The sequence below is a fragment of the Deltaproteobacteria bacterium HGW-Deltaproteobacteria-18 genome (genome assembly GCA_002841885.1).
GTDB lineage: Bacteria > Desulfobacterota > Desulfovibrionia > Desulfovibrionales > Desulfomicrobiaceae > Desulfomicrobium.
Genome location: PHBE01000017.1, coordinates 1 through 14501 on the forward strand (window position 1 = coordinate 1; position 14501 = coordinate 14501).

Here is a 14501-nt window from a genome sequence, read left to right on the forward strand (position 1 = left end):
TCTTCGTCATTCTCTGCTCCCTAATCATTTGCGTTTGAAGGGGTCGGGGCTAGCAGAGTTCCCACCTAAAGGCTTGTGCAAATTTCTGGGGCCACTTCTATCCAAGTTGGCAAACGGCGTCATCGATGCGGCGGGCATTCGTTTCCATTTCATGGCCAGCAACTACGTCCTTTTTTTGCAGCAGGAACTGCGGCAGCGTTACGAATACGCCCGTTCGGGACGGCCATTGCTGCCGCGTCACATCCCTGCCGACAGATTGGACCGAAGTGACGATTTCAACCAGGAACTGTTTGCCTACATGCGGCCCGTAACCCTGGCCGAACTGCTTGACCGGCATGTTTTGGAGCTTGTCAGCCGGAAGACGCTGGAGGATGAAATCGTACGGTTCTGCCGCGACACTGTCCAACTGGACGAAATGGCCCGGCAGGAACAGGACGCTGAAAGAAGGGAGAAAGCATCCAAATCCTGCCATGCTCGGCGTTTTGAGACCCCGCTGGAGGTTTCAAGGGTAATGGAGATGAAGGAAGGGCTACCCCCCGGATACATTCAGGTAGCTTGTGAGATTGAGGCGCAGGGGGCTCAGAGCGTGGCCGAGGACTTCATGCGGCAGTGCGTGGCGCAGGAAAATTCAGCGTTCGCATAACGGACGAAGAGCAGCCCGAATCCAGGCAAAAGCAGAGCCGTTTTGCATCACCACTATTGATTATACTCGCAACAGCCTTGAATCATGAAGAGCAATGGGAAAAGAGCAGGCCCCGGTCCAGGATATGGACCGGGGCCTGTTTTGTTTGGAAGGTCAGGGGTTCTAGGACGCGTTCAGGAAATCCTTCATGCAGCGGCACAGCCGGGTGATGCCGGTGTCGATGGTTTGCTCCGAGGCGTTGGAGAAATTGAGGCGCAGGGTGTTCTGGCCCGTGCCGTCGGTGTAGAAGGGCATGCCCGGCACAAAGGCGACCTTCTGTTCGATGGCCAGGTTGAAAAGGTCCATGCACGAGCCCTTGCCCTCGGGCAGTGTGACCCAGGAGAACATGCCGCCTTCGGGGCGGGTGAAGGTCACGCCTTCGGGGGCTTCCCGTTCCAGGGTCCGGACCATGGCCGCCGCCTGGGAGCCGTAGCAGGCGGTTATCTTGGCGATGTGTTCGTCGATGGAGTGTTTTTTGAGGTACTCGGCGATGACGAACTGGTTGAAGGTCGAGGAGTGCAGGTCCGCGGCCTGCTTGGCCTTGACCGCGAGGCGGATGATTTCCGGGGGCGCGACCATCCAGCCGAGGCGAAAGCCCGGCACCGTGATCTTGGAGAAGCTGCCGAGCATGATGCTGCGACCGCCGGTATGGGCGAATACGGGCTTGTGGTGTTCGCCGCAGAAACGCAGTTCGCCGTAGGGGTCGTCCTCGATGAAGAGGGTTTCGGGATACTTTTGCAGCAGCTTGCCGAGCTCCTCGCGTTTGGCCCTGGAGTAGGTCAGGCCCGAGGGGTTCTGGAAGTTGGGCACGGCGTAGAAGAGCTTGGGTTGGCCCGTGGCAAGCAGGGCTTCGACCTGCGCCAGATTGGGGCCGTCGGCCTCCAAATCCACGGTGACGAAGCGTGGCTCGAACATGGTGAAAGCCTGGATGGTGCCCAGGTAGCTCGGTCTTTCCAGGATGACCTCGTCGTCCTTTTCAATGAAGAGCTTGCCCAAAAGATCGAGACACTGCTGGGAGCCGGTGGTGATCAGCACCTGATCCGGGTCCACGCTCACGCCGTGACGGGAGTAGCGGTTTGCGATCCAGGCCCTGAGCTCGGCGTGGCCTTCCGTGGTCGAGTACTGCAGGGCGCGCGCTCCGGACGTGGCCAGGGTTTCGCGGGCGGCTTCCTGCAGGGCCTCAATGGGAAAAAGGCTCGGGTTGGGAAGTCCGCCGGCAAAGGAGGTGATGCTCGGGTCCTGGGTGACTTTGAGTATCTCGCGAATGAATGATTTCGGAGTGTTCTGGATGCGGTTGGTGAATCGAAAACTCATGTTGCCTCCTTGAGGCCGGTGTTATGCTAAAAATAATCTGCCCAGTGCCACGCAGCCCATGCCGGTGACGATGGCGCCGACAAAGCTCTTTGTTTTCCAGCACACCGCGAAGGTCGGGATGGCCGCCCACAGAAAGATGTTTTCAGCGGAGAAATCAAGCCCTTTTTCCGTTACGACAAGCGACGGCAGCAGCATGGCCGAAAGCACCGCCACGGGGATGAAGCCCAGCCAGCGCACAACGGAATCGGGCAGGGTGCGCTGCGCCAGGGCCAGGAGCGGCAGGGCGCGCGGGACATAGGTCACGGCCATCATGCCGAGAATGGTCAGGAAGATTGTCTGCTGGTCCATGCGTGAACTCCAAGGCCAATGGTTGCGGCGATGATGGTCGCGGCCAGGACATGACTCTGGTCAAGGCCCGCGAGCATGAGGACTGTGGACAGGACGCCCGCGATGACGGCCACGGCGAGGTGCTGCCGCGACTTGAGCTGACCCAGCAGCAGCGCGATGAACATGGCCGGCAGGGCGTAATCAAGGCCGATGGGCCGGATGTCGGTGATGAGCGTGCTTGCGGCCAGGCCAAGGACAGTCCCGCCGACCCAGGCGCTCTGGGCGATGACGTTGATGCCGAAGGTCTCACCCGGTCCGGTCTCGCTTTTTGCGAAGCGTCCGACATGCAGGGCAAAGGTTTCGTCCGTCAGCTGATAGGAGAAGAGGCCCAGGCGCGATTTGCTCCAGCCTCGCAGATAGGGGGCCAGGGCCGCCGACATGAGCAGGTGGCGCAGATTGACGACAAAAGTCGTGGCCACGATAGCCAGAGGTGCGGCTTTGGCCGCAAACAGGCCGACCGCGATGAGCTGGGCCGAACCGGCAAAGACCAGCAGGCTCATGAGAACGGTGTTGATGCCCGAAAGACCGGATTTCTGGGCCAGAACGCCATAGGCAAAGCCTACTGGCACGTAGCCCAGGATGATGGGCAGGGTCTGCCTGAATGCCGAGACCAGCGTGGATTCGGTCCGGCCGGCGGTGGAAAGGGTGTCGCAGTTCATAATCGATTATCCTCGTACGGCTCAACCTAGTCAAAAACTGTTTGCAGTACAGATACAGTTTGCATAAATTTAAACCATAACAGATTGGAGGGGCGCCGGGCTGCAAACTGGGGATGAGATGGTGGCACGGAGGTCCGTTCAGGGCAAGGTCGAAAGGTTGGGGCCGGAGACAGCTTTTTATCTGACGTCGGATGGGGGGGTGGCTGGTGTCGGGGGTGGCGGTCCGCCGGAACTCCCTCGCCGGCCTCGTAGAGACGATCCATTGCGTGCAGCGCGTTCAGGCGGCGGATCGGCCGGTAAGGCAATGGTTCGTCAAACGATGCCTGGCTCGGTCAGACAGCCGACGGACCGCCACCCCCGACACCAGCCAAACCCTGCGGTATCTCTGTGAATGTAAAGGCAGAAATCCATGTTTTGGATCGTAAGCGCCCGATGCCTCCGATTTCGGAAAAAGCCCTGCGCGATAACCTGAAACGCAGTCACGACGGGAACAGCCCCGCTTACCGTGCCATGCGAGAGGCCTTTACCATGGAAGATTTCAGATACCGTCAGATCGAGCAGAACCTCATGCAGCAGATCGCCTCGGGAACCCTTGGTCCCGGGGCCAGGCTGCCTTCCCTGCGTCATGTCAGCCTGCGTAGCCGGGTGGCGGTGAGCACTGTGCTGCAGGCCTACGCCGAACTGGAACGCAAGGGGGTCATCGAGTCGCGGCCCAGATCCGGTTTTTTCGTGCGGCGCGACGCTCGGCAACTGCCTCCTCCCCCGCGCAATCCCCGGCCCGTTCTCCGGCCCCACACCGTCAACCGCAGCCAGCTCATTTCCGCCGTGCTCGAGACCGTGGGCGACCGGGAGCTTCTGCCTCTGGGTATCAACTGCCCTTCCGAGGAACTGCTGCCTTACCGCGAACTGGCCAAGGTGGCGGCCCGTTTGTCGCGGGAAGATCCCAAGCGGCAGGTCAGCTATCTGCCCGTGGAAGGCAGCCTCGAGCTGCGCCGCCAGCTGTCCCTGCGAGCGGCCCAGGCGGGGCTTGCCGTGCGGCCCGAGGAGATCATCATCACCTGCGGGGCGCTCGAAGCCCTGCATGTGGCCGTGCGCAGTCTGGTGCGGCCCGGCGACAACGTGCTCATCCAGGCCCCGTCCTATTTCTGTTTTCAGCAGCTTCTGGAGAATCAGGGCGTGCGCTCCATCGAGATTCCCTCCCATCCACGGCACGGGGTGGACCCAGCCGACGTGGAACGGGCCCTGGAGCGGTTCGACATCAGCGCTTGCATCTTTACCCCCAATTTCAACAATCCCGACGGGTCCCTGACTTCGGACAGCGCCAAGCGGGAAATAGTGGAGCTTCTGGCCAGACGGGAGATCCCGCTTATCGAGGACGATGTCGCCGGGGATCTGCATTTCGGTCCGGTCCGGCCTTCGGTCTTCAAGATGTATGATGACCTGGGGCTGGTCATCCTCTGTTCGTCCCTGTCCAAGACGCTGTGCCCTGGCTACCGCATCGGCTGGATCATGCCGGGCCGGTTTTATCGTGAGGCCTATGAGGTCAAGGCCACCACCAACGTTTGCTCCGCGACTCTCACCCAGGAAGCCGTTGGCGCCTATTTGCGCGAGGGCCGCTATGATCGGCACCTGCGTGGTCTGCGCCGGGCCTTGCAGCAGCAGACGCAGTCCATGCAGCTGCACGTGAGCCGCACCTTCCCGGAAGGCACGCGGGTCGGCAGGCCGGAGGGCGGGGGAGTCTTGTGGGTGGAACTGCCCGGGGGCGTGGACTCGGTGGAGCTCATGTATCGGGCCAGGGAAGCGGGCATCAGCATCGCCCCCGGCACCATCTTTTCGACCCAGGACCGTTTTTCCGGACACGTACGTCTCAACTCCGGCAATCCCTGGACCGTTGAGCTGGCTGAAGGGATAGAGCGTCTGGGCGACCTGGTGGCCGAGATGGTTGGCGCATGAGGGGGGCGTGTGTCATTTTGGGATATTGACGAGGCTTCTTTGCTGGCCGAGGAAACCCCCATGTCAATGAACCCGCCGCTTTTTCCGCGCAAACTTTATGTGGAGCCGGCCACCCTGTGCAATCTGGGCTGCGCCATGTGCGTCAAACATTCCGCAGGCTGGGACTGCGAGGACGCGCTCATGGCGAGGCGCACCTTCGAGGCACTGGCCCCTCTTTTTCCCCATCTGGATACACTCAACCTGAACGGCATCGGCGAATCCCTGATGCACCCGGAGTTGGCCGCGTTCATCGCCTTTGCCCGGGCTGGGGTGCCTGATGACTGCGTTATCGGCTTTCAGTCCAACGGCATGCTCCTGACCAGAGCCTTGGCCGGAGAGTTCATGGATGCGGGGCTCGACAGGATCTGTTTTTCCGTGGATTCACCGGATGCGGATCAGCTGGAACGCTTTCGGGCCGGGTCGGAGCTTGGCCAGGTCGGTCAGGCCTTCGATCTGATGCGCGGGGCAGCCTCGCGTCCGGGCGCGCGGCCTTTGTCCCTGGGTGCTGAAACCGTGATCAGCGTCCAGAATTATGCCAGTCTCCCGGACATGGTTTCCTGGTGCGCGGATCGCGGCGTCGATTTTGTCATTGTGTCCCATGTACTGCCCTACAACGCTTCCGATGCCCCGCAGAGTCTGTACGTGCCATTATCGCAGCGTTGCCTGGATTTTTATCACGAATGGGCAAAGGTCTTTGCTGCGGAAGGGCTGGACGTCTCGCATTCGTATACTTCCTTCTACGCGGTTTTCCGCACCCCGGAGCAGCAGCGGCTGGTCGACATCATCCTGGCCATGAAGGATGACGCGCAAGGGCGCGGGCTGCAGTTCAGCCTGCCCAACACCATGAACGTCGATTTTGAACGATTGGCGCGGGTGCGTGAGACATTTGCCCACGCCATGGATATCGCGCAGGCGCGGGGTGTTCGTCTTGACCTGCCCGAGATAGCCGCGCGAGAGCCCAGGGAATGCGCATTTGTTCAAAATCCAAGCCTGTTTGTGGCCTATGATGGGGCGCTGACCCCCTGCTATTACCTTTGGCACAGCTATTCGGCCTGGCTGCTTGGCTCCGAGGTGCGCGTCAGGCAGCGTGTTTTCGGGCGTGTGCCGAAAGACGACCCGTTGCAGGTTTGGCGCTCCGGTGATTTTGTCCGTTTCAGGGACGAGGCCGTGCTTGAGGAGTATGCCCGCTGCGCCGACTGCAGCGTGGCCCCGTGCGACCATGTGCAGGGTTTCCCCGCGCCTTTCGACAGGGACTGCTATGGCCGGACGGTGCCCTGCGGGGTCTGTCCCTGGTCCGGTGGCGGGTTTGCCTGTCTGCGATAAAAAAAGGGAGGCGCTGGTGGCCTCCCTTCGGTGTCGTACGTCGTACCTGCGTTCGCTGGCTTTTTTCGCTGACGCAGCAGATTGCCGTTTTGGGGCGGTCTGCTAGCCCATGGCTGCGGGTCCGGTCTCCTGGGTGCGGATGCGGATGGCGGCCGCGCATTCCAGCACGAAGATCACTCCGTCTCCTTCCTTGCCGGTTCTGGCTCCGGTATTGATAGCCTCCACAGCCTGTTCGGCAAAATCGTCGTTGACTCCGATTTCGAGCCTCAATTTTTTCAGCAGGTTCACTTCCATGACCACGCCGCGGTATGTTTCGGTGAATCCTTTCTGGCGTCCGCTGCCGAGCACGTTGGTGACGGACATGTTGTAGATTTTCTTGGCGTACAGCTCTTGCTTGACTGCGTTCAGGCACTCGGGCCGGATATATGCTACTACGAGTTTCATGGCGTTATCCCTCTTATTCGTTGGTGAAGATCTGGAAGCCGTTGTAGGATTCCATGCCGTGTTCGGTGATGTCGAGACCCTTGAGTTCTTCTTCCTGGGTGACGCGTACGCCGAGGGTCATCTTCAGGATGGTGAAAAGGGCCAGGCCCGCTCCGAAAGCCCAGGCAAAGACCGCTGCCGCGCCGATGACCTGCGTGACGAGGATTTCACTGCCGCCTCCGTAAAAGATGCCCACGTTGTCGCCGTAGCCGGGTGCCGCGAAGAAGCCCACCGCGATGGTTCCGAATACGCCGCAGACGCCGTGCACGGAGGAGGCGCCGACCGGATCGTCGATCTTGAGGACCTGATCGATGAACTCGATGGAGATGACGACCAGGACGCCGGCCAGCAGGCCGATGATCAGCGAGCCTACGGGAGAAACTTCGTAACATCCGGCGGTGATGGCCACCAGGCCGGCCAGCGCGCCGTTCAGGGACATGGATGTGTCAGGCTTGCCGTGTTTGATCCAGGCGAAGATCATGGCGCCAAGAGCACCAGTGCAGGCCGCCATTGCGGTGTTGACCGCGATATAGCCGATGGTGCCGTCAACGGTGGTGGTGCTGCCGGGGTTGAAGCCGAACCAACCGAACCAGAGGATGAACACGCCAAGCCCGGCCAGGGGGATGTTGTGCCCGGGAATGGCTTTGGCCTTGCCGTCAGCGGTGTACTTGCCCAGACGGGGTCCGACCACGATCGCACCGGCCAGGGCTACCCAGCCACCAACGGAGTGAACCACGGTGGAGCCGGCAAAGTCGATGAATCCCATTCCTTCGAGCCAGCCCGCGCCGAGCGCGTCCCCGCCCCAGAGGCTTGCCCAGGCCCAGTGCCCCGAGATCGGATAGATGAGTGCCGTGACCGCTATGCTGACGATGATGTAGGCCGAAAATTTTGTCCGCTCGGCAATGCCGCCGGAAATGATTGTCGCCGCCGTGGCCGCGAACACGGACTGGAAGAACAGGAAGGTCAGGTCCCACTGTCCGCCTGCGGTGGTCGGATCGACCCCGGCCAGGGCAAAGCCGCTGGAACCGAAGAATCCCGAAATGTCCTGTCCGAACATGATGCCGAAGCCGAGCAGGAAAAATACCGGCACGCCGGCGGCAAAATCGAGCAGGTTTTTCATGAGGATGTTTCCGGCGTTTTTGGCGCGGGAAAAGCCCATTTCAACCAGGGCGAATCCAGGCTGCATGAACATGACCAGGATGGCCGCGATCAGTGTCCAGAGCAGATTGCCATGCTCCTGCGAGAGCGCTTCGCCTTCGGCAAAGGCCATGACCGGGGTGAAAGTTGCAAGCAATAGGGTCAAGGCCCAGACTTTTGGTCTGAGCAGGGCGGTTGTTTGTTTTTTCTCTTCGAACATGATGACCTCCGTGGTGGTGAGTGTTGATACCTCCACAGAGCATAGGTAATGCCAAAGTTGTTAACTATTTGATGTTGAACATATATATCGAAATTGCAGGATTGCCGCATGCGGTATTTGTTATTTTTTCAGCTCTTTTCTAGGCCACATTATGGCATAAATTAACATTTATGTATATTTATGCGCTGGTTTTTCTTTTCTGCCTTCTTTTACGAGGGTGGTCTGGTGCTTTTTTTATTTTGCTCTTTATTTTCAAATTGTTATATGTTTTTTCAATTTTGAAATGCGTTTGGCGGGCATGTCTCCCTCTGATCCCGTCCGGATTTTCTTTTCCGCTATTCGGATTATAAGGAAATAGTCCTTTTTTGATAAAATTATCTGCTGCGATATCTGCTGCGATATCTGCTGACGGAATGATTCTGAGTAATTTTGTACGATTTACCGAGTTCTGAGTCGCTGTTTGCCGACAAATATGTTCAATTCTACAAAACTGGGAGGATTGCTATTTGTCTATTTTTACAAAAAACGACAATTTGTCATTTTTTCTGTACGAAATTGTACTGAAACAAATTCCAGCTGTGTGGAAGTTTCTATTAACTATCTGGTATCAAATAGTTTTTTTCTGTGGCACCGTCTTTGCTTTAAACCGACAAAAATGGAGGTGCATTGTGAATCCGACAGATACTGCTTTTATCATCATTTGTGCTGCCCTGGTCATGTTCATGACCCCCGGGCTGGCCCTCTTCTACGCGGGCATGACCCGTTCCAAAAACGCCTTGGGCACCATAATGCAAAGTTTTGCGGCCCTTGGAGTCATCACCCTGGTCTGGATTTTCTGGGGATATTCCCTGTCTTTTGGTACTGACATGAACGGGCTTATCGGCGGTTTTGATTTTCTGGGCATGGCCGGAGTGGGCATGGAGCCGCACGAGTCCATCGCCACCAATCTTCCGCACATGGTCTTCATGATCTTTCAGTGCATGTTCGCCATCATTACACCCGCGCTGATCACCGGAGCCTTTGCCGAACGCATGCGGTTTTCCGCTTTTATCATTTTCATCATCCTGTGGTGCACGTTCGTCTATGCTCCTTTGTGCCACTGGGTCTGGGGCGGCGGCTGGATGGCCCAGATGGGCGCCATGGATTTTGCAGGCGGAGCGGTCGTTCACATGAGCTCGGCCAGCGCGGCCCTGGCCGCTGCGCTCGTCATCGGCAAGCGCAAGGGCTACGGCAAGCGCTCCTTCCTGCCGCACAACCTGCCCATGACCATGATCGGCACGGCGCTCCTGTGGTTCGGCTGGTTCGGTTTCAACGCCGGCAGTGCCCTGGCCGCCGACGGCCTGGCAGGCAACGCCTTCGTGACCACTCATGTGGCGGCCGCCACGGCCATGCTTGCCTGGGTCTTCGCTGAATGGAAGTTCCACGGCAAACCCACGACCCTGGGCGCGGCTTCCGGCGCGGTGGCCGGTCTTGTGGCGATCACCCCGGCGGCAGGCTTTGTAGGCATCATGGCGTCCGTGCTGATCGGGCTTGGCGCCGGCGTGCTGTGCTATTTCGGCGTGAGCCTCAAAGCCCGCTTCGGCTATGACGACAGTCTTGACGTGGTCGGCATTCACGGCGTGGGTGGAATCTGGGGCGCGCTTGCCACGGGTCTCTTCGCCAGCCAGGCCATCAATCCCGCCGGCTTCAACGGCCTCTTTTACGGCAATCCCGGACAGCTCTGGATCCAGTTCGTGTCCGTCGTGGCCACCTGCGCCTTTTCATTTGTGGTCTCCTATGTTTTGCTCAAGATTGTTAACGCCATCGTGCCCATCCGTGTCACCGAAGAAGAGGAAGAGGCCGGGCTTGACGTGGCCATTCACAGCGAATCCGCTTACCAGGCTTGATTTGCCAACCACTTGAGGAGGAATCATGAAACGAGTTGAAATAATCACCCGGCCCTACAAGCTGGACGAAATCAAGGAAGCCCTTACGGGCATGGGCATACAGGGCATGACGGTCACCGATGTTCGGGGCTTTGGACGCCAGCGCGGCCACAAGGAAGTTTATCGCGGGGCCGAGTATCAGGTCGATTTCGTGTCCAAGGTCAAGATCGAGATCGTCATCGATGATGAGATGCTTGACCAGACCCTGGATGTCATCCAGCAGGCCGCCAAGACCGGCAAGATCGGCGACGGCAAGATCTTTGTCTCCACCATCGACAACGCCATCCGCATCCGCACCGGAGAGTCCGGCGGATCGGCTCTTTAGAAACGGGCAGCTTCGGCTGCCCATTCTCGCCATGAGCATCGAAACCTTACGCCAGGCCCGGGATCTTTACCGCAATGTGGACGCGGACCCGGGCCATTCTCCTACCTGGTTTTCCGCACGCATGGATGAGTGGGTGCGCACGGCCTGTCAAACCCGCCTCGCTCCGGGCGGTAAGACGCTGGTCCTTGCCCTTGGCGGGTATGGCCGCGGCCAGCTTTTTCCCTTCTCCGACATCGATCTTCTGGTCTGTCTGCCTGAATCAGGCGCTCCCGATCCTCAGCTTTTGGCCGAGGATCTTTTTGTCCCGCTTTGGGACAGCGGCTTTGACGTCGGCCACGGCATCAGGACCGTTCCTGAAACCATTGCCCTGGCATCCGCCGATTTTGAAGTTCTTTGTTCGCTCCTTGATGCCCGGCTTCTTTATGGCTCGGCTGATCTGTTTGCCGAATTTCAGGCCGCCTGCGCGAAGGACCTTTTCATTCCTCTGCGCAGGGAGCTTTTCAACTGGCTCGCCGGACGTCACGAAGCGCGGCACAGACAGTTCGGCGACGCCACGCATCTTCTTTCGCCGAACCTCAAAGAGGGCCGCGGAGGGCAGCGTGATCATCAGACCACACAATGGCTTGAAACCCTGTGCCGGATCGACGGGGAATCGTCGCCTTTTCTTTCGTCTTCCGAGCAGGAGGCCTTGTCGCGCAGCGCCGATTTCACAGCGCTGGTCAGAGTCTCGCTGCATCGCATCAGCAAGCGCAAGAACGATGTCCTGCATCTGGAGTTGCAGCCAGAAATAGCGCAACTCATCGGCTATGGCCCGGCCGATGACCGGGACTCGGTGGAGAGTTTTCTCTCCGATCTGCACAAGGCAATGTCCGAAACCAGGCTGCTTTGCCGCCTCTGTCTGAACAAGGTGCGAGTTTCCGCCGAAGCTTCTGAATCCAGGTCTCCCAGCGCAGAGGCGGGTCTTGATTTTTCCATTCTTGTCGCCGACCCGGCCAACATACTGGAGTTGTTCCGGCATAGCGCGCAGACCGGGATACCCATTGGCTGGCATACCCGTCGCATCATCCAGGATCGCTTTTCCGCCCTGTCCGGGGAGCTGAACTGGCAGCAGCCGTTAGTTTCCCGTTTCGAAGAGATTCTGTGCAGCCCTCATGCAGGGCAGGCCCTCGATCAGATGCTTGAGGTCGGCTTTTTGACCATTTTTGTGCCCGAGTTTGCGGCCGTAGAACATCTGGTTCAATTCGACGCCTACCACAAGCTTCCCGCTGGTCCACATCTTGTCGAAACGGTGAAAAATCTCACGAAATTTGACCCGGGGCATGAATTTCTGGGTGATTTTCTCCATTCGGTGCACGCCGATCCCTGTCTGCGTTGGGCCTCGCTGCTGCATGACATTGGCAAGGGAAACGGAGATCATGCCGTCAATGGTTCCCGGCTTTCGCGCCTCATTCTTGGCAGGATTGGATATGGGCTCGATTTTGTTCAGGAATGTGTTTTTTTGATCGAACACCATCTGCTGCTGGTGCATACGGCCACACGCAACGATCTGGGAGAGGAGTCGGTCGTCATGGATCTTGCGCAGAGACTTGGCAGCACGCGCCGCCTTGACCTTCTGACCTTGCTGACCTGGGCCGACTCCTTGGCTACCGGTCCCAAGGCCTGGAATCCCTGGATCGAAAACCTGCTGCGGGAAACTTATTTCAAGACCCGAAAAGTCCTTGAACATGGAATCATGTCCGATGAAATCCTGGTGCACAGATTGAGCACGATGCGCGATGCGTTGAGGTCCGTCCGCCCAAATCATTTTTCCATCGGTGAATTCGAACGTTTTCTTTCCGTCATGCCGGCCAGGTACCTGATGCAGTCCGCTCCACAACGCATCATCGAGCACATAGAGCAGGTCCATGCCTTCCGGGAGCACTCGGATGACGTTCCTTTTCTTCTGTCATGGGAGCACAGGCCCAATTCAAGGTCGTTGCGCGTGACATTGGTCTCCATCGACAGGCCAGGACTCTTCGCCCGAGTCTGCGCGGCTCTGGCCCGGCATGGGATGTCCGTTCTTGGTGCTGAATTGTGCGTCTGGGATGACAAGACGGTCGTCGACGTGTTTTGGGTCACGGAACCGCTGGACATGCTCTATGCCGAGCAGACGGTGGAAGCCTTTCAATCCAGTCTCTCAGGGTTATTTGCCGACGAGAACAGGCTGGATAAGCTTCCTGTGCAGATAACCACAAGACTCAGGAAGTTTTACGCGCTGGACCGAGAACTTGTCAGTGTGCGTCTCGACAACGGCGCCTCGGATTTCCACACCGTGCTTTCCATTCAGGCCCCGGATGTGCCTGGTCTTCTGGCCACGGTTTCGCTTTGCCTTTACCGGCTTGGCCTTGACCTCGTTTTTGCCAAGATCGCGACACAAAAAGACAAGGCCATGGACATCCTGCACATCCGCGAAGGAGGGGAGAAGATTCCCGACTCGGAGTGTGAATCCCTTGAGCGCACCCTGAGTCTGCTCATTCGCAGCCTCTACGTCTGATTTTTCAGGAATGATTGGGTCTTCCGGTCCAGTTTTCCAGGGTCTCGGGTTCCGAGAGGCATTGGTAGCGTGGTTCCCAGTCGCACCGGGCCTTGATCTCGGCGCCGTGCTGGATGATCGAGATGGGGCGGTCCGAGCTGACCACGACAAGGATTACCTGGTCGTGTTCGGCGGTGAATCTGAGGGCGGAGTTGTATCTGGCTCCGCGGGCGCGGTTTTCCCCGGCCACGGCGCGGCCATCGAGCAGGGCGGCGAATGCGTGCAGCTTGAGGTACATCATGTCGATGTGCAACGCGCCGTCCACTTTGGCCAGCGAGGTCGCCAGATCGAGGTCCATGTGACGCTTCAGATCGAGCGGGCTTTCCAGATGCTGCCCTGAGATATTGGCCAGAGGACTCCCGAAATCGAGCACCAGGGCGCAGCCGTGTTTTCTTTCCTGGGCGCTGCGCACCAAGGTGCTGACGACCTTCATGATGGTGTAGAGCTTGTTTGAATCAAGGCTCAGTTCAAGCAGCACCTCTTCCAGTTGTACCAGATTGGCTTGTCTGGTGGAGGAGTGGAACCCCCCGTCGGAAAAGCTGCAGACGGTTTCGTCCTGAACCTTGATGAAGCCATGATTGCCGCGGAATTCGGCGGTCACGGAAAAGTCGGGCATCCTGCCCGTGCCGATGCCGATGATTTTCTGCCCGTTGCTGACCAGTTTGTGCTTGTTTCCTTCCACGGCCTGCAGAAGTTTGCGGGTGTGTTTGAAATCCCTCATGGCCGGTCTTTCGAAATCTCCGAACGTGGCCAGATAATGGATTCTGTGTACCTGCGACGGCTCGACGAAGATGAGGTCGCCAAAGGCCCATTTTCCTTCTTCCTGGGTCTTCGAGATGTTCAGGACTGCGTCCAGTATGGGGTAGATGCGCAGCCGCGTGTCCGGGCCCAAGCTCAGATTCCTCATGTCGACGATATGATCCCGGACTGCATGGGTCGCAAAATTCTGCAGCACGTAGCCGGAGGTCTCAAGATCAGTAGTGCTCTTTGTTCCCAGATCCTGGGAGAGCAGCCTGCACCCGTACTCCAGCCAGCGCTGGGTCGGGCCGGTGGAACACATGTCGACGTGGTGCTCGCTGAACCATGTCTGGTAGAACATGTTATGGAAATGACCGCCGCAGGCGATTATTCCGGCCAGTTCAGGGTTATCGAATTCCCCAAGATTTCTGTCTTCTGCTGCGGAAGCGCCTTGCATCCATTTTGCGTGTTTGAGAAAGATTTCCTCCAGACGCGGTTCGTGTCCTCGCAGCAGGTCGCAGGGGTCATAAATGCGCAGCGGACTGTTTTTGTTCAGGGCATAGATCAGCGCGGCCCGGCTTGGCCCCGAGAATCGCGACAGTCCATTGCACAGGCCATCGTGAATCTGGTCGATGCATTTGATCAAAAACAGTTCTTGCATGGGTATCTTCCGGTAATTTTTCTTTTTCCGCTATCGCAGGCAGTGTTTTCGGTCAACGCATCGTTTATCTGAGACCTTGCACC

General features: G+C 58.4%; 12 protein-coding genes. 6 read left to right on the forward strand and 6 right to left on the reverse strand.

The window, feature by feature from the left end; translation table 11 throughout:
* The first annotated feature begins 73 nt into the window (after positions 1-73).
* Positions 74-643 (forward strand): hypothetical protein, encoded by a 570-nt coding sequence (locus CVU60_14290; GenBank protein PKN40687.1) that lies wholly within the window; start codon positions 74-76, stop codon positions 641-643.
* 162 nt (positions 644-805) lie between these two features.
* Here the strand turns inward: CVU60_14290 and CVU60_14295 are convergent, their stop codons facing one another.
* From CVU60_14295 to CVU60_14305, 3 genes are read right to left on the reverse strand one after another with little or no spacing between them, the layout of a single operon-like run.
* Positions 806-1996: an aspartate aminotransferase gene (locus CVU60_14295; GenBank protein PKN40688.1), complete on the reverse strand. Its 1191-nt coding sequence runs from the start codon at positions 1994-1996 to the stop codon at positions 806-808.
* A 21-nt stretch (positions 1997-2017) separates the two neighbouring features.
* Positions 2018-2344, reverse strand: coding sequence for a branched chain amino acid ABC transporter (locus CVU60_14300; protein ID PKN40689.1), 327 nt, complete (start codon positions 2342-2344; stop codon positions 2018-2020).
* A complete protein-coding gene (locus CVU60_14305; protein ID PKN40690.1) occupies positions 2320-3042 on the reverse strand; it encodes a branched-chain amino acid ABC transporter permease in 723 nt (240 codons plus the stop codon). The genes CVU60_14300 and CVU60_14305 overlap by 25 nt, the downstream gene beginning before the upstream one ends.
* A gap of 528 nt (positions 3043-3570) precedes the next feature.
* On the opposite strand from CVU60_14305, the gene CVU60_14310 reads away from it, so the two are divergent.
* Together CVU60_14310 and CVU60_14315 are read left to right on the forward strand one after the other, a co-directional pair.
* Entirely contained in the window at positions 3571-4995 is a 1425-nt protein-coding gene (locus tag CVU60_14310; GenBank protein PKN40765.1) for a PLP-dependent aminotransferase family protein, read from the forward strand.
* Positions 4996-5055: 60 nt separating this feature from the next.
* Positions 5056-6357: a radical SAM protein gene (locus CVU60_14315; GenBank protein ID PKN40691.1), complete on the forward strand. Its 1302-nt coding sequence runs from the start codon at positions 5056-5058 to the stop codon at positions 6355-6357.
* 102 nt (positions 6358-6459) lie between these two features.
* Here the strand turns inward: CVU60_14315 and CVU60_14320 are convergent, their stop codons facing one another.
* Together CVU60_14320 and CVU60_14325 are read right to left on the reverse strand one after the other, a co-directional pair.
* The gene (locus CVU60_14320; protein ID PKN40692.1) at positions 6460-6801 is read right to left on the reverse strand and encodes a transcriptional regulator; all 342 of its coding nucleotides are present in this window, start codon (positions 6799-6801) and stop codon (positions 6460-6462) included.
* 13 nt (positions 6802-6814) lie between these two features.
* Positions 6815-8197 carry an ammonium transporter gene (locus CVU60_14325; GenBank protein ID PKN40693.1) on the reverse strand — a complete coding sequence of 461 codons (1383 nt, stop codon included), beginning with the start codon at positions 8195-8197 and terminating at the stop codon, positions 6815-6817.
* A 668-nt stretch (positions 8198-8865) separates the two neighbouring features.
* On the opposite strand from CVU60_14325, the gene CVU60_14330 reads away from it, so the two are divergent.
* Genes CVU60_14330 through CVU60_14340 form a run of 3 tightly spaced genes read left to right on the forward strand, consistent with a single transcriptional unit; the run spans position 8866 to position 12980 of the window.
* Positions 8866-10083: an ammonia channel protein gene (locus CVU60_14330; GenBank protein ID PKN40694.1), complete on the forward strand. Its 1218-nt coding sequence runs from the start codon at positions 8866-8868 to the stop codon at positions 10081-10083.
* A 25-nt stretch (positions 10084-10108) separates the two neighbouring features.
* A complete protein-coding gene (locus CVU60_14335; protein ID PKN40695.1) occupies positions 10109-10447 on the forward strand; it encodes a transcriptional regulator in 339 nt (112 codons plus the stop codon).
* Complete coding sequence (locus CVU60_14340) at positions 10332-12980, forward strand: hypothetical protein (protein ID PKN40696.1); 2649 nt, start codon at positions 10332-10334, stop codon at positions 12978-12980. The genes CVU60_14335 and CVU60_14340 overlap by 116 nt, the downstream gene beginning before the upstream one ends.
* Before the next feature lie 4 nt (positions 12981-12984).
* Here CVU60_14340 and CVU60_14345 read toward each other — a convergent pair whose 3' ends face one another.
* A complete protein-coding gene (locus CVU60_14345) occupies positions 12985-14418 on the reverse strand; it encodes a DNA-binding protein (protein ID PKN40697.1) in 1434 nt (477 codons plus the stop codon).
* Between the last annotated feature and the right edge of the window lie 83 nt (positions 14419-14501).

What these genes read in the sequence shown, in the direction of transcription:
- CVU60_14295 (PKN40688.1), bottom strand. Translation starts at nt 1,996, where the DNA reads ATGAGTTTTCGATTCACCAACCGCATCCAGAACACTCCGAAATCATTC.
- CVU60_14300 (PKN40689.1), bottom strand. Translation starts at nt 2,344, where the DNA reads ATGGACCAGCAGACAATCTTCCTGACCATTCTCGGCATGATGGCCGTG.
- CVU60_14305 (PKN40690.1), bottom strand. Translation starts at nt 3,042, where the DNA reads ATGAACTGCGACACCCTTTCCACCGCCGGCCGGACCGAATCCACGCTG.
- CVU60_14310 (PKN40765.1), top strand. Translation starts at nt 3,571, where the DNA reads ATGGAAGATTTCAGATACCGTCAGATCGAGCAGAACCTCATGCAGCAG.
- CVU60_14315 (PKN40691.1), top strand. Translation starts at nt 5,056, where the DNA reads ATGTCAATGAACCCGCCGCTTTTTCCGCGCAAACTTTATGTGGAGCCG.
- CVU60_14320 (PKN40692.1), bottom strand. Translation starts at nt 6,801, where the DNA reads ATGAAACTCGTAGTAGCATATATCCGGCCCGAGTGCCTGAACGCAGTC.
- CVU60_14325 (PKN40693.1), bottom strand. Translation starts at nt 8,197, where the DNA reads ATGTTCGAAGAGAAAAAACAAACAACCGCCCTGCTCAGACCAAAAGTC.
- CVU60_14335 (PKN40695.1), top strand. Translation starts at nt 10,109, where the DNA reads ATGAAACGAGTTGAAATAATCACCCGGCCCTACAAGCTGGACGAAATC.
- CVU60_14340 (PKN40696.1), top strand. Translation starts at nt 10,332, where the DNA reads ATGTCATCCAGCAGGCCGCCAAGACCGGCAAGATCGGCGACGGCAAGA.
- CVU60_14345 (PKN40697.1), bottom strand. Translation starts at nt 14,418, where the DNA reads ATGCAAGAACTGTTTTTGATCAAATGCATCGACCAGATTCACGATGGC.